The 14,276-nt window shown below is 67.0% G+C and carries 11 protein-coding genes, 1 tRNA gene and 1 pseudogene; 3 read left to right on the top strand and 10 right to left on the bottom strand.

The window, feature by feature from the left end; all coding sequences use genetic code 11:
• Positions 1 to 464: 464 nt before the first annotated feature.
• The gene (locus F5X71_RS02280) at positions 465 to 1,418 is read left to right on the top strand and encodes an ATP-binding protein (protein WP_167460440.1); all 954 of its coding nucleotides are present in this window, start codon (positions 465 to 467) and stop codon (positions 1,416 to 1,418) included.
• 225 nt (positions 1,419 to 1,643) lie between these two features.
• Here F5X71_RS02280 and F5X71_RS02275 read toward each other — a convergent pair whose 3' ends face one another.
• From F5X71_RS02275 to F5X71_RS02265, 3 genes are all read right to left on the bottom strand, one after another.
• Positions 1,644 to 1,970, bottom strand: a complete 327-nt coding sequence (locus F5X71_RS02275) for a hypothetical protein (RefSeq protein WP_174817001.1) — start codon at positions 1,968 to 1,970, stop codon at positions 1,644 to 1,646.
• Positions 1,971 to 1,992: 22 nt separating this feature from the next.
• A tRNA-Thr gene (locus tag F5X71_RS02270) sits at positions 1,993 to 2,068 on the bottom strand.
• A gap of 80 nt (positions 2,069 to 2,148) precedes the next feature.
• Entirely contained in the window at positions 2,149 to 3,354 is a 1,206-nt protein-coding gene (locus F5X71_RS02265; RefSeq protein ID WP_167460439.1) for a DNA polymerase III subunit delta', read from the bottom strand.
• Between the two features lie 96 nt (positions 3,355 to 3,450).
• Here F5X71_RS02265 and F5X71_RS02260 point away from each other — a divergent pair, with 96 nt between their 5' ends.
• Positions 3,451 to 3,996 (top strand): DJ-1/PfpI family protein, encoded by a 546-nt coding sequence (locus F5X71_RS02260; protein WP_203218257.1) that lies wholly within the window; start codon positions 3,451 to 3,453, stop codon positions 3,994 to 3,996.
• Between the two features lie 4 nt (positions 3,997 to 4,000).
• Here F5X71_RS02260 and F5X71_RS02255 read toward each other — a convergent pair whose 3' ends face one another.
• The 3 genes from F5X71_RS02255 to F5X71_RS02245 form a co-directional block, all read right to left on the bottom strand.
• Positions 4,001 to 4,465: a DUF664 domain-containing protein gene (locus F5X71_RS02255; RefSeq protein ID WP_167466140.1), complete on the bottom strand. Its 465-nt coding sequence runs from the start codon at positions 4,463 to 4,465 to the stop codon at positions 4,001 to 4,003.
• Positions 4,466 to 4,563: 98 nt separating this feature from the next.
• On the bottom strand, positions 4,564 to 7,461 hold the full coding sequence (gene topA, locus F5X71_RS02250; protein ID WP_167460438.1) for a type I DNA topoisomerase: 2,898 nt from the start codon (positions 7,459 to 7,461) through the stop codon (positions 4,564 to 4,566).
• 321 nt (positions 7,462 to 7,782) lie between these two features.
• Positions 7,783 to 7,989, bottom strand: coding sequence for a cold-shock protein (locus tag F5X71_RS02245; protein WP_011206895.1), 207 nt, complete (start codon positions 7,987 to 7,989; stop codon positions 7,783 to 7,785).
• Positions 7,990 to 8,425: 436 nt separating this feature from the next.
• Between F5X71_RS02245 and F5X71_RS02240 the strand changes: the two genes are divergently transcribed.
• Positions 8,426 to 10,798 (top strand): DEAD/DEAH box helicase, encoded by a 2,373-nt coding sequence (locus tag F5X71_RS02240; protein WP_167460437.1) that lies wholly within the window; start codon positions 8,426 to 8,428, stop codon positions 10,796 to 10,798.
• A 310-nt stretch (positions 10,799 to 11,108) separates the two neighbouring features.
• On the opposite strand, the gene F5X71_RS02235 is transcribed toward F5X71_RS02240, so the two are convergent.
• The 4 genes and pseudogenes from F5X71_RS02235 to F5X71_RS02220 all read right to left on the bottom strand — a co-directional run bounded on the left by F5X71_RS02235 (position 11,109) and on the right by F5X71_RS02220 (position 13,695).
• Positions 11,109 to 11,498, bottom strand: a complete 390-nt coding sequence (locus F5X71_RS02235) for an Rv3654c family TadE-like protein (RefSeq protein WP_167460436.1) — start codon at positions 11,496 to 11,498, stop codon at positions 11,109 to 11,111.
• A 435-nt stretch (positions 11,499 to 11,933) separates the two neighbouring features.
• The gene (locus F5X71_RS02230; protein WP_167460435.1) at positions 11,934 to 12,293 is read right to left on the bottom strand and encodes a TadE family type IV pilus minor pilin; all 360 of its coding nucleotides are present in this window, start codon (positions 12,291 to 12,293) and stop codon (positions 11,934 to 11,936) included.
• A gap of 17 nt (positions 12,294 to 12,310) precedes the next feature.
• A pseudogene (locus tag F5X71_RS02225) lies at positions 12,311 to 12,442 on the bottom strand (DUF4244 domain-containing protein); the annotation flags it as partial.
• 47 nt (positions 12,443 to 12,489) lie between these two features.
• Entirely contained in the window at positions 12,490 to 13,695 is a 1,206-nt protein-coding gene (locus F5X71_RS02220) for a helix-turn-helix domain-containing protein (protein WP_167460434.1), read from the bottom strand.
• Between the last annotated feature and the right edge of the window lie 581 nt (positions 13,696 to 14,276).

The following is a 14,276-nucleotide window of genomic DNA, read 5'->3' as shown; positions in this document are numbered from 1 at the left end:
TGGTGGCGGCGGCCTCTCGGCCGATGCCGCCACCATTACCTGGTGATCAGCCGACCAAGTTCTAGTCGCGCAGGGCGGCGCGCTTGCGCGCCCGCGCACGTTCGCGGTCGCTGCCGCACAACTCCATCGCACGCGCCAACTCGGTGCGCGCTGCCGCCACGCGCCCCGCCCGCACCGCACGTTCGCAGCCACCACCGCACAACTCCATCGCACGCGCCAACTCGGTGCGCGCCGGGCGGGTCAGGAGTTCGCGGACACTTGGCAGTAGATGTGAGCCGGAGCGCTTTCCAGCTCCTTCGGGCCCGAGTATTCACCGCGCCTGCGTGTCGTCAGCGAAACCGGTGCGGGGCACCAACTTTCGACTCCTCGAGCACACCATCGCGCCGCGCACACCCGCCGGTCGAGTACATTGTCGCCGCCAGCACGAATATGAATGTCGTTACCAACACGAGAGGAGTGTGGCGGTGAAGATCGCCTTCGTCGGCAAGGGTGGCAGCGGCAAGACGACCCTGTCTTCGCTGTTCATCCGGCATCTGGTCGAGCTCGGGTTGCCCACCCTGGCGATCGACGCCGACATCAACCAGCATCTGGCGGCCGCGCTCGGCGCCGGTGAAGAAGAATCACTGACCCTGCCGACCCTCGGCGCGCACCTGCCGCTGATCAAGGACTACCTGCGCGGAGACAACCCGCGAATCCCGTCCGCCGACGCGATGATCAAGACCACCCCGCCGGGATCGGGCTCGCGGCTGCTGCGCGTCGTCGAGGAGAACCCGATCTACGCCGCGTGCATGCGCGATGTCGGCGGCGCCCGACTGATGGTGACCGGGCCGTTCAGCGACGAAGACCTCGGCGTCGCCTGCTACCACTCTAAGGTCGGCGCGGCCGAGCTGCTGCTCAACCACATGGTCGACGGAGCCGGCGAGTACGTCGTCGTCGACATGACCGCGGGCGCCGACTCGTTCGCCTCCGGCCTGTTCACCCGCTTCGATCTGACCGCGCTGGTGTGCGAACCGACCCTGCGCAGCGTCGGCGTCTACCGCCAATACCTCAACTACGCCAAGGATTTCGGCATCCACATCGCCGTCGTCGGCAACAAGATCTGCGACGCCGACGACCTCGCCTTCCTCCGCGAACACGTCGGCGAGAACCTGCTCTGCTGGACCGGCCGTTCCGCACACGTCCGCGCCGCCGAACGCGGCGACATCCGCCCCATCACCGACCTCGAGCCCGACAACCGCACGGCCCTGGCCACCCTCCGCTCCGCCCTCGACGCCCGCACCCGCGACTGGGCCACCTACCAGCAGCAAGCCGTCGACTTCCACATCCGCAACGCCAACGCCTGGGCCGGCCCCGACCTCCTCACCCAGATCGACCCCACCTTTATCCTCCACCCCACCCAACTGGCCACCCAGCCCTGAGGTCGCTTCGCTTGCGGGGCATGAGAACTGGCCCGTATCCCGCGAGTTGCCGCGTATCGCCGGGGTGGGCCGCTACGGGTCCACCCGCAGGCGTACGAGCCGTTCGCACGTATGACGGAGGGGACCGTCCCTTCTTCGCCTCCATGTCCGTCTGCGTATTGGAGGGCGACAGCACTTCGCCGACAAGCAAGGTGTCGGCACCACGAACATCCTGATACGCCGATTTCAAGCAACGAGGAAGTCCGGCGTCAGGAAGTCCGACTTGCCGCTGGACCCCCGGAAGACATCGGTCTCGAAGTTGACCACCCGGCAACGCTCCGAACTGTCCGCCATGGCCTTCCGCGAGCAATGTCCGAGAGAGTTCGTCAACCGCCGCGCAAAGGTCTGGTGCTCGCCGGGCCCCCGCCGCACCCACCCCACGCGACCGTCCCCCAGCTCGACCTGCTCGGCGATCTCTTCAGGAAGACACTGCAGCTCACCCCACGTCATGTACTCGGGGAGATCCGGCCGCTCGATGCTCAGGAGAGACGCGCCGCAATCGTAGGCGACCAAGCCCGGTCGACGAGAAAGTTTATGGAGCCGCCTGGGGGAATCGAACCCCCGACCTTTTCATTACGAGTGAAGCGCTCTACCGACTGAGCTAAGGCGGCGTGCCTTTCGGCGTGGCGAGTCTATCGTCTTCGGGGGTGGATCGCGAAAACGGGTGGTCATCGGGACGGATGACGAGGGGTCAGGAGGTTTGGGCGGCCATGAGGGCGGCGGCTAGGGCGGCCAGGGCGAAGCGGGGTTTGACGTTGAGGTCGAGGGCTTCGCGGCAGGCCAGGACGGCGTCGATGGAGCGCAGCAAACCCTCGGGACGGACTCGCCGGGCCAGGTCGTGGATCTGGTCGGACATGTCGGGGTGGGTGAGGGCCACGCCGGAGCCGTTGCGGGCGGCGCCGAAGCGGACGGCAAGGGCGTCGCGGTAGACGCCTGCCACGTCGATGAGGGCGCGGTCGAGGGCGTCGCGGCCGGTGCGGGTGGCGCGGGACTTCTGGCGGCGTTCCAGATCTTTCAGCACGCCCGCGGAACCGCGGGTGGCGCCGGCCGCGCCCTTGCCGGTGCCGCCCGCGCCGAGGGCGGTCGCGAGTTCTTCGCGTTCCCGGTCGTCGCGGGTGGCGCTCATCTGTTTGGCTTCGTCGTCGGCGGCCTTGACCAGTTCGTCGGCGGCGGCGTAGGCGGCGCCGGGTTTCGCGGCGGCGGCGACCAGGGCCAGGGCGCGTTGGCGACGGGCGCGCGCCTCGCCGTCGGTGGCGAGGCGACGGGCGCGGCCGACGTGGCCGCCGCTGATCGAGGCCGCCCAGTTGGCGGTCTTCTCGTCGAGGTTGTCGCGTTCACGCAGCACCTGCGCGATGGCGGGCACCGACGGTGTCACCAGGTGCACGTGCCTGCAGCGCGAGCGCAGGGTGATCGAGATGTCTTCGGGGTCGACGGTCGGCGCGCACAGCAGGAATACCGTGCGGTCCGGCGGCTCTTCGACCACCTTCAGCAGGACGTTGCCCGCGGCCTCGGTCAACCGATCCGCGTCTTCGATGACGACGACCTGCCAGCGGCCGGTGCTCGGCCTGCGCGAGGCGACCTGCACGATCTCGCGCATCTCTTTGGTGCTGATGCTGAGCCCCTCGGGGATGACGCGGCGCACGTCACCGTGGGTGCCCGCCATCGTCGTCGTGCAGGCGTGGCAGCGGCCGCAGCCGGGCGAACCGGGATCGGTGCACTGCAACGCGGCCGCAAAGCACAGTGCCGCAACGGATCTGCCCGATCCGGGTGGGCCGGTGAACAGCCATGAGTGCGTCATCGCGCCCTCGACCACGTCGGCGCGGGCCGCGATCGCGGCAGCCGTCAGCTCGGACTCGACCGCATCCTGGCCGACCAACCGATCGAAGACACCTGCCACGCCGTACACCCTAGCCGCCCCCACCGACACTGTTCGCCTCCCCTATTGACCCCCGGACCACCCGGGGCGGATCCTCGAGGGGGAGGTGCGATCACCGTGCGAATTCTCTTGATCACCGGCGATGCGGCCGAAGACCTCGAGGTCATGTACCCGTATCAGCGTCTGCTCGAAGCAGGCCACGAGGTGGACATCGCGGCCCCGGCCGTGAAGCAGCTCCAGTTCGTGGTGCACGACTTCGTCGACGGATTCGACACATACACCGAGAAGCCAGGGCACAGTTGGCCGGCCGATGTCGCGTTCGCCGATGTCGACCCCGCCGGCTACCACGCGCTGGTGCTGCCGGGTGGCCGGGCGCCGGAGTATCTGCGCAACAACCCGGAGTGTCAGCGAGTGGTCCGGCACTTCGCGGAGGCGGGCAAACCCATCGCCGCGCTCTGTCACGGGCCCCTGATCCTCGCCGCCGCAGGCGTTTTGACCGGACGCTCGTGCAGCGCGTATCCGGCGCTGGCACCGGATATCGAGGCGGCGGGCGCGAAGTTCGTCGATAGCGAGGCCTACGTCGACGAGAACATCGTGACCGGTCGCGCCTGGCCGGATCACCCGGCGTGGATGCGCGAATTCCTCAGGGTGCTGGGCGGATAGCGGTTCAGCGGGAATAGGTGCTGTTCGCGCCGTCGAGTTCCTCGCGGATGATGTCGGCGTGCCCGCTGTGGTGCGCGATCTCCCGCAGGATGTGCAGCAGCGTGTAGCGGACGGTCCACCAGACCCGTTCGGGTGTCCACGGCGCGGTCGGCGTCGGCACCGAGGTGTCCAGGCTGTCCACCGTGCGGATCAGCTCCGCCGTGGCGGCCGCGACCTCGTCCCACTCGGCGAGCAGGCCCGCGACGGTCTCGCCCTCGGCCATCACGTACTCGCCCTCGAACCGCGCGGGGTCGATCGCGGCGTTCTCGTCCCGTTCGACCAGCACCGTGACCCAGTGCCGCTCACAGCTGATCAGGTGGTGCAGCAGGCCGCCGAGGGTCAGTTCGCTGACGGTGGTGCGCTTGCGCGCCTGCTCGTCGTCGATGCCGCGCAGGGTGATCCGGAACAGGTCTCGCTGGTCGGCGAGCATGCTGATCAGGTCTTCGCGTTCTTGATCGGCCACGGGTACGTCCTTTCGCGGGTCGTGCACTCGAGACCGTACTACAGCCCAGTATCCGACCCGCGAACTCAGGAATTCCCGACGCCGGTCTTCTTGGTCGCCGCCTTCTTCGCGGCGGACTTCTTGGCGACCGTCTTGGTGGTCGTCGACTTGACCGCCGTCTTCTTGGCCGCGGTCTTCTTCGCAGGCGCCTTCTTCGCGGCCGACTTCTTGGCCGCCTTCTTCACAGGTCCGCGCGCGCGTCGGTCGGCGAGCAACTCCATCGCACGCTCGGCGGTGATCGACTCGATCTCGTCGCCCTTGCGCAGGGTGGCGTTGGTCTCGCCGTCGGTGACGTACGGGCCGAAGCGCCCGTCCTTGATCACCATCGGCTTACCGGAGGCCGAGTCGGTGCCGAGCTCACGCAGCGGTGCCGCCGCCGAGGCTTGCCGCCCACGGCGTTTGGGCTCGGCATAGATCTTGAGTGCCTCCTCGAGGGTCACATCGAAGATCTGGTCCTCACTGGTGAGCGAGCGAGAGTCGGTGCCCTTCTTCAGGTATGGGCCGTATCGACCGTTCTGCGCGGTGATCTCGTCACCGGTGGCGGGGTCGGTGCCGACCACGCGCGGCAACGACAACAGCTTGAGCGCGTCGTCGAGCGTGACGGTGGCCAGGTCCATGGACTTGAACAGCGATCCGGTGCGCGGCTTGGGCGCGGCCGCCTTCTTCGCGGTCTTCTTCGCGGGCGCCGCGGTTTCGTCCGCAGCGGGCTCGGGCAGCACCTCGGTCACATACGGACCGAAACGTCCTTCCTTGGCGACGATTTCGTGCCCGGTCACCGGATCGATGCCAAGCGAGCGACCTTCCTGCGGCGTCGCGAACAGCTTCTCGGCGACCTCGGGAGTCAGCTCGTCCGGCGGCAGATCGTCGGGCAGGTTGGCCCGTTGTGACACCGAATCACCTTCGGGGTCATCGGGATTCGGGATCATCCGCTCCAGATACGGCCCGTAACGGCCGACCCGGACCACGACGTCACGCCCCGCCTCATCGGCAAACAGCTTGATAGAGTTGACTTCTCGCGCGTCGATGTCGTCGAGGCGCTCGCCGACCATCTTCTTCAGACCGCCGGAGCGCGCAACCGAACCCTCCACACCGGTGTCACCACCGAAGTAGAAGTTGGACAACCAGCTGCCGCGCTGTTCCCGACCGCCCGCGATGGCATCGAGGTCGTCCTCCATGCCCGCGGTGAAGTCGAAGTCGACCAATCGGCCGAAATGCTCTTCCAGCAAACCGATTACGGCGAAGGCCACCCACGACGGCACCAGCGCGCTACCGCGCTTGTACACATAGCCGCGGTCCAGGATGGTCTTGATGATCGAGGAGTACGTCGACGGACGGCCGATGCCCAGCTCTTCGAGCGTCTTGATCAGCGACGCCTCGGTGTATCGAGCGGGCGGATTCGTGCTGTGCCCATCGGGATTCAGTTCGACCGCCGTCACACCCTGGCCCTCGCTGAGCGCGGGCAGCCGGGATTCGGCGTCGTCGGACTGACCGCCGGCCTCCTCGTCCACGCTCTCCACGTAGGCCTTCAGGAAGCCCGCGAAGGTGATGGTGCGACCGGACGCGGAGAACACACACTCCTCGCCGGTGCCCGCGACGCCGGTGATGCGCAGCGTCAGGGTGGTGCCCCTGGCATCGGCCATCTGCGAGGCGACCGTGCGCTGCCAGATCATCTCGTAGAGCCGGAACTCGTCGTTGTCCAGGCGCGCGTGCAGCTGTCCCGGGGTGGCGAAGGTGTCGCCCGCCGGGCGGATCGCCTCGTGTGCCTCCTGCGCGTTCTTCACCTTGCGGGTGTACTGCCGCGGGGTCGGATGCACGTATTCGGAGCCGTACAGCTGCGTCGCCTGCGAGCGCGCCGCGGCGATCGCCGACTCCGACAGCGTGGTCGAGTCGGTACGCATATAGGTGATGTAGCCGTTTTCGTAGAGCCGCTGCGCGACCCGCATCGTGCGCTCGGAGTTGAAGCGCAGCTTGCGCCCCGCCTCCTGCTGCAGCGTCGAGGTCATGAACGGCGGATACGGCTTGCGGGTGTACGGCTTGGCCTCGGCGGAGGAGACGACCATGTCGACGCCGTCGAGCGCCTGGGCCAGGCGGCGCGCGTGCGCCTCGTCGAGCACGACGACACCGGAGGCGGACTTCAGCTGGCCGTCGGAGTTGAAGTCACGACCGGTCGCGACGCGCGCACCGGCGACGCTCACCAGGCGCGCACCGAAGGTCCGCGGGTTGCTGGTGTCGCCGTCCTCACCGGGGCCCGCGTCGAGCTTCGCCGCGATGTCCCAGTACTCGGCCGAGCGGAACGCCATCCGCTCGCGTTCGCGCTGCACGATCACCCTGGTGGCGACGGACTGCACCCGGCCCGCCGACAGCTTCGGCATGACCTTCTTCCACAGCACCGGGCTCACTTCGTAGCCGTAGAGCCGGTCCAGGATGCGGCGGGTCTCCTGCGCGTCGACCAGGTCGTTGTCGAGGTCTCGGGTGTCCGCGGCGGCGGCCTGGATGGCGGGTTCGGTGATCTCGTGGAACACCATGCGCCGGACCGGGACCTTGGGCTTCAGCGTTTCCAGCAGGTGCCAGGCGATGGCCTCGCCCTCGCGGTCGGGGTCGGTGGCGAGATAGAGCTCGTCGGCGTCCTTGAGCAGGCTCTTCAGCTCCGCGACCTTGGCCTTCTTATCGGGGCTCACCACATAGATGGCCTCGAAGTCATGGTCGACGTCCACCCCGAGCCGCGCCCAGGACTCGCCCTTGTACTTGGCGGGCACGTCCGCGGCACCGCGCGGTAGGTCTCGAATATGGCCCACCGACGCCTCGACCGTGTAGTTCCGGCCGAGATAGGGCGCGATCTTTCGGGCTTTGGTAGGGGACTCGACGATCACGAGACGACGCAGGGGACGGCCCTGGTCGGCTGCACCGCGGTCTCGTGTTGCCACCGGCGAATACACCTTTCCTGTCGACCCGCGTGGGGCGCTTGCAGCGCTTACACGGGTTTGGGGCAAGCGACGACGACGGCTGGGCGTCGCCACCAGACACGTTTATACCTTGACGCCACGTGCGGCCGAGTACTTGCAACTTGAACCACAGAGCGTACGCGCGTCACTGCGAATCAGTATGCCTGTCTTTTCGCTGCGGCTACGCCACGGCGTGTTGACAAGGTACTTCGCCCCAGCTCGGCGGGTGGTGCCCTACCCCGGATATAGCTCGTCCCCCACCTCCGTTACCGGCGGTGAGGGACGAGTGTTGGATTGCGTCGCTCAGCTGAGCGCGCGAACTCCGGTGGCCTGCGGGCCCTTGGTGCCCTGGCCGACCTCGAACTCGACCTTCTGGTTCTCTTCGAGGGTACGGAAGCCCGACCCCTGAATTTCGGAGTAGTGGACGAAGACGTCAGCGGAGCCGTCCTCGGGCGCGATGAAGCCGAACCCCTTCTCCGCGTTGAACCACTTCACAGTTCCCTGTGCCATTCTGTTCCTTCTCTTTTCTTACCGGAACGGCGGACAACTGGGTTCGTCCACCGGGTCCGTTCCGACCGCTGTACTGTTGGTTCCCCCTGCAGGAAAGCACCAAGCACACCGTTCGCAACATCGATCCTGCTGACGGTTTGGACTTTGGATCCGTCCCTCGAACACAGAAGCTTGCGACCAGGAACCAGTGAACCATGTCTTCGAGCAATTCAACAGTCGAGTTACCGACAATTTGCAAAAAAGTTGATCTTGCGAATGCGCAGGTGAGGGACACAATGCCAGAATCCAGACTTCAGGTTCGTTTGCCTCCCGATAACCGAGTCGACGTATGGCAAACAGCCTGTGACCCAGGTCGCTATTGGGTATCGAAATGGCAGGTGAGGGTTCCTACCCGCACACGTTTCACACTTTCCTCGCGTCTCGTGGCGCACGCCGCATGAATCCGACACCCCCTATCGCCCGAACGAGCCGGTACGAGAGCCTCAGCTACGGGACATCGTTGCTGAATCGTGTCCTGATCGCGGGGGGCGATTCGGACTCCCGATTGACCCACGCGGTCGAGCTCCCGGCGCGTGCCGCGGCCGTCACCACCTGGCCCGATTGGGCATCGCCCGAGGTCGTCGCCGCATTACGCGACACGGGCATCGACACGCCGTGGAGTCATCAGACCCGCACCGCGGATCTCGCCTTCGGCGGCGCGCACGTGGTCGTCAGCACCGGGACAGCATCCGGCAAATCGCTGGGCTACCAGCTGCCGGTTCTGACCACACTGCGGCAAGATCCACGGGCCACCGCCCTTTACCTCGCCCCGACCAAGGCACTCGGCGCGGACCAGCTGCGCGCCGTCGGCACGCTGACCCACGACGGGCCGCTCCGCGATATCCATCCCGCGACCTATGACGGCGATACGCCGGCCGAGATCAGGCAGTGGGTCCGGGCGAACGCCCGCTGGGTGTTCACCAATCCCGACATGCTGCACGTCGGCATCCTGCGCTCGCATCAGCGCTGGGCCAGGGTGCTGCGCAGGCTGCGCTACGTCGTCGTCGACGAATGCCATGCCTACCGGGGCGTTTTCGGCTCGCACGTGGCGCTGGTGCTGCGCAGGCTGCGCCGGATCGCGGCGCACTACGGCGCCGATCCCGTCTTCGTGCTGTGCTCGGCGACCACGGCCGAGCCCGCGGCGGCCGCCGCCCGGCTGATCGGGGCGCCCTGTGCCGCGGTCACCGAGGACGGATCACCGCAGGGTCCGCGCACCGTCGCGCTGTGGGAGCCACCGTTGCTCACCGCGGTGACCGGGGAAAACGGCGCCCCGGTACGGCGGGCCGCGACCACCGAGGCGGCCCGCATCATGGCCGACCTGGTGGTAGAAGGCGCACGGACGCTCACTTTCGTCCGCTCTCGGCGCGCCGCGGAGCTCACCGCGATGGACGCCCGGAGGCTGCTGCTCGATGTCGATCCGAGCCTGGCCGAACGGGTTGCCGCCTATCGCGCGGGCTACCTGGCCGAGGACCGGCGCGATCTGGAACAGGCGCTGTCCGACGGTGCGCTGCTCGGCGCGGCGACCACCAACGCGCTCGAGCTCGGCGTGGACATCGCGGGCTTGGACGCGGCGGTGATCTGCGGTTTTCCCGGCACCGTCGCGTCGTTCTGGCAGCAGGCCGGGCGAGCCGGGCGCCGCACCCAAGGTTCGTTGGTGGTGCTCGTCGCCAGGGACGACCCGTTGGACACCTATCTCGTGCACCATCCGGAAGCGCTGCTGGACAAGCCCGTCGAGGCCACCATCACCGACCCGCACAACCCGTATGTCCTCGGTCCCCAGTTGCTGTGCGCCGCGCTCGAACTACCGCTGACCGACGCGGAGGTGGACGAGTTCGGCGCCAGGGAAATACTGACCGAGCTCGCCGAGCAAGGATTGATCCGCCGCCGCGTCGCGAACGGTTCCGCGGACCGGGGGCGCTGGTACGTCACCGCGGAGACGCAACCGCACGACGCCGTCGACGTGCGCGGCGGCATCGGCAGCCCGGTGGCCATCGTCGACGGGGAAACCGGCAGGCTGCTCGGCACCGCCGACGCGGGGCGGGCGCCGGCGACCCTGCATCAGGGCGCCGTTCATCTGCATCAAGGCGAGTCCTACGTCGTCGACGAGCTCGACCTCGACGACGGCGTCGCGTTCGTCCACGCCGCCGAACCCGGTTGGACCACCAGCGCCCGCTCGGTCACCTCCATCGCCATCGATGCGATCACCGACCAGCACCGGCACGGTCACGTGACGGCCGCGTTGGCCAAGGTCAGGGTGACCAGTCAGGTGATCGGCTACCTACGCACCCTGGTCACGGGCGAGGTCCTGGACATGGTCGAACTCGACCTGCCGGAGCACACGCTGCCGACCAGGGCGGTGCTCTACACGGTGAGCCCGGAGTTGTTGACCATCGCCGGCATCGAGCCCGCGGCGGCGCCCGGTGCGCTGCATGCCGCCGAGCACGCGGCGATCGGGCTGTTGCCGCTGGTCGCGACGTGTGATCGCTGGGACATCGGCGGCGTCTCCATCGCCGAGCATCCCGATACCGGCCTGCCGACCGTGTTCGTCTACGACGGCCAGCCGGGTGGTGCGGGCTTCGCCGAGCGAGGTTTCGCGCAGCTGCACCGTTGGCTGCGCGCGACCCTCGACGTCATCGACGCCTGCGCCTGCGCCGCCGGGTGTCCGTCGTGCGTCCAGTCGCCCAAGTGCGGTAACGGAAACCACCCCCTCGACAAGGCCGGTGCGGCGCGACTGCTGAGCGCGGTGTTGGCCGAACTCACGGTCCGGTGACGCGGTCGAGCCTTCCTCGTGACGATGCCGAGCCCGATGCGTGATCAGATAGCCATCTGACCTGCACGGTCGCCCCCGAGAGCCGGGCGAGGGCCGTCGACCAGGGCCCACCCAGTGCCGAATAAAGAGGAATAAATTCAGGTTAACTACACTATTGCCACATCGCCGTCTGCGTACACGCGCATTCGTCTGATTCTTTATCCGCGCCCCTGCGGAGAATTGTGCCTGATGAAATTAATTGGCCTGGGGAATTACCGATTTCCGCTACTCGCAACAACGTTCTCACAGCTAACACACACGTAGTTCTGTCTCACTTCACAACCGGCCCTGCTCGTGCGACCGCGCGCACCGTCCGCACACCTAACAGACCTATTGGTACATTCCGTTCAACAATCACCGTCGCATCCCACGCGGCGACGTCGCATCCGCGCACGCGAGCACCCATCCGCCGGGCCACCTCCGCCGCCTCGGCGCACCCCACCTCCACCCCCTCAACCAAACGCGCCGCCGCCGCGAGCGCCGCGAGATCCGCGGCCGCCTGCGCCCGATGCCGGGTGACCACTGCCACACCCACCTGCGCGATCAACACCGTCACCGCGACCAAACCCGCCAACACCAGACAGGCGAACACGGTCGCCACGCCTTTCTCCTCTCGCCCGAGGCAGGCGCATATCCCTGCGATCCGACCGCCCCGGCTCATCGACTCGAACCCGGTTCGGCGGGTATCGAGGTCACCAGCGGCGTCGCACGAGACTTGCTCGCTCGCTCGCCCGGCTGCGCGTGGCTCACGAGCGACGGCACCGCACGTGTCCGCTTGCGCATCCGTCGGCCCTCCTCCAGCTCGCGGATACCCATGGCAACCCGAACCAGGCGGCCGTGCCCGTTCATTGGGCCGCACCTGGTTCGCAGGTAGCGACGGCAACCACGAACCGACTGGCGTGCCCCGTTCGTCGGGTCGTACCTGCTTCGCGGATGGCGGCAGCAACCACGAACCAAGTTGCCGTATCCGCTCATTGGGTCACACCTGGTTCGCGGGTCCCACGGCAACCACGAACAAGGTGGCCACACCGGATCATCGGACCGCACCTGGTTCGCGGGTAGCAACGGCGACCACGAACCAAGTTGCCGTGCCCGCTCATTGGGCCGCACCTGGTTCGCGGGTGGCGACGGCGTCGGCGTGGAGGGTGAGTAGGGGCAGGAGAGGGGCGGGCGCGGTGACTCGGGCTATCACGTACGTCCCTTCGGTGCGGAGGGAGATGTCGGCGGCGGGCGGGGCGACGCGGCGAGCGGCGGCGTGGGCGTTCGCCTCGTCACCGCGCGCCGCCAGCCGGGCCGCCTCGCGCGCGGCGTCGACACAGCGCACCTGCGCCGACGCCGCGAGCAATGCGCCTATGCACAGCACGATCGCCACGATCACAGTGGCGAGCGCGATCGCCGCCTCGACCGTGACCGAGCCACGGTCGTCGCCGAGATCACTTGCGCCCCAACAGTTCAACCGACCGGTTCGGTTCGCTACACCGCCGTGTTGAGTGCGCGATCGATGATCCGCGTCAACGCGTTCACGATGCTGTCCCCGGTCACGACGCCATACAAGACCGCTCCGAACGCCGCGGCGGCGATGGTGCCGATCGCGTACTCGGCCGTCCAGTTTTACATCCCCAGGGGAGTGCAGGTTCCCCGCGCGAGCAGAGCTACGCGGCGTGGATGTACGCCCTCAACGTTTCCCGCATGTCGGACGCAACCACGGAGTCTGAAAAGTGCTTGCCGAGCAGTTCGTCTAGCTGGTTGAGCCGCTTGCGAACCCATGAGAAGTGAGCGCTGATCGGGTTGGCTAGGACAGGCGTCACTGCCGCAATGCTGGCATCTAGATCGCCTAGACGCGCGTTCGCCGTTGCAAGGTAGATCTGGCTGAGCATCTCGTCTCCGGGGGAGCGCTGTACCTGCCACGCGTCTATTGCGTCCTCGGATGCCTTTGCAGACTTCACCAACGTTTGCTTGTCGTCGGCCCACATCAGTGAGAAGCCCCGGTAGTAGATCTGTTTCGCGGGGGAGAACGTGAACAGGCCCGGGACCTCGTCCGGCCCGGCCGAATCGCGTGCACGCTCGGCAGTGTCGAGAAGTTCCAGCGCCCTCGCTGAGTCCCCGAGGTTGGCAACTGAGGCGGCCAGGCCACAGAGTAGGCGCGGTTCGGTGGTGCCGGTGGAACTGCCGACGTATTTCAACCCATCTGTAGCTGCGGATGCGGCCAGTTCGAAATCCTTGGTGAACCTGAACGCAAGGGCCTGCGTCCCTCTCGCCCATGCTCGAAGCTGGTCATGATTCGCACGGTCTCCGAGTTGGAATGCCGCCTGAGCGTGGACCCGCGCCGTATCGGCCTGCCCCAGATCGAGAGTCAGGTACGACAGGACGCCGCAGACCCTCCCCAGGGCGACGTAGAGGTCTCGTATCTCGTCGGGACTGTATGCACCCACTCTGATACGTCGCATCAGCTCAGCGCGAATATCGAGGGCGCGAGCTAGCGTCTTGTCATAGGGCTCGAAGCGCGCGTTCTTTGCGATGTGAATGATGCCGTCGTGTACCTGGTCGAGATCTGCGCCGTCCGGAGTAACGAGTAGTGCCTCTGAGTCGCGTCGAGCTTGTTCAAGCATCTTTATCGTGTCGTTGCGGCGGGCGTGGTCACGTTGGTCTTGATCCCAAGCTGCGACGAGCACTCCGTCAGCGTCGAGCGCGAGGTCTACGCGTTCGGCCCATCCGCGATCTTTCGGCCAGCGTCGGCCTGCCTCGATGTTCGACAGGTGCGAGTAGTCGCAGAAGGTCAGACTCGCGAGGTCTCGCAGGCTGAGCCCACGCGCGTGGCGTAGCTGCCTGAGTACACGTCCTGTCCGTTCGGGTTCCATCCCAAGCAATCGTGTCGATGCCGAGTCCACTGCACATCCACCCATGTGTTTTCAGTTGGGAACTGCGCGTTTGGAAACAGCGTAGTCGTCTGACACGAACACGTTCCGTGGTCACCTGAATTGGTGCCCGGTAAGCGGCTTCACCCCTCGGACGAGCCGCCTCACCTAACTGACCGGGGGCCGGGCATACCTAACCGTCGTTCGATGCCAACAGGGGGCCGAATCACGATGGACCACATACCTTTTGGAGACACAGCACTCACCAGGTGTGAGTACTACCGGCTGGTGTGCGGGTTGCCCGCTCATATCGACCCGCCCGCGCTCGGCTGGATCTCGTTCAGGGTGGGTAGCACCGGTGCTGTCACGATGCCCGCGCCGCTGGGGCAGCAGGTACGCAGGCGCATCCAGCAGTGGGGTAGTGAGGTAGGTCCGATCATTGCTCATCCACGGTCGAACAGGTGGACGTTCTTGGTCCGGCCGGATATCCCGGAGGACGACACCCGGCTGTTCTCGGAGATGTGGCGTATCAACGTTCACGTCTCACGGTGCGGGGCGGCGGTCGCGTTGCCCTCACCGGCCCA

It is taken from the genome of Nocardia brasiliensis (genome assembly GCF_011801125.1).
Taxonomy (GTDB): Bacteria; Actinomycetota; Actinomycetes; order Mycobacteriales; family Mycobacteriaceae; genus Nocardia; species Nocardia brasiliensis_C.
Note: the sequence above shows the minus strand (reverse complement) of the source record. Positions and strands in the feature narration are given on the sequence as shown.

Excerpts from the sequence above, each read along its gene's own strand:
- F5X71_RS02255 (WP_167466140.1), bottom strand. The coding sequence starts at position 4,465 with ATGCTCGCCGACCAGCGAGACCTGTTCCGGATCACCCTGCGCGGCATC.
- F5X71_RS02235 (WP_167460436.1), bottom strand. The coding sequence starts at position 11,498 with ATGAGCCGGGGCGGTCGGATCGCAGGGATATGCGCCTGCCTCGGGCGA.
- F5X71_RS02245 (WP_011206895.1), bottom strand. The coding sequence starts at position 7,989 with ATGGCACAGGGAACTGTGAAGTGGTTCAACGCGGAGAAGGGGTTCGGC.
- F5X71_RS02240 (WP_167460437.1), top strand. The coding sequence starts at position 8,426 with ATGAATCCGACACCCCCTATCGCCCGAACGAGCCGGTACGAGAGCCTC.
- F5X71_RS02220 (WP_167460434.1), bottom strand. The coding sequence starts at position 13,695 with ATGGAACCCGAACGGACAGGACGTGTACTCAGGCAGCTACGCCACGCG.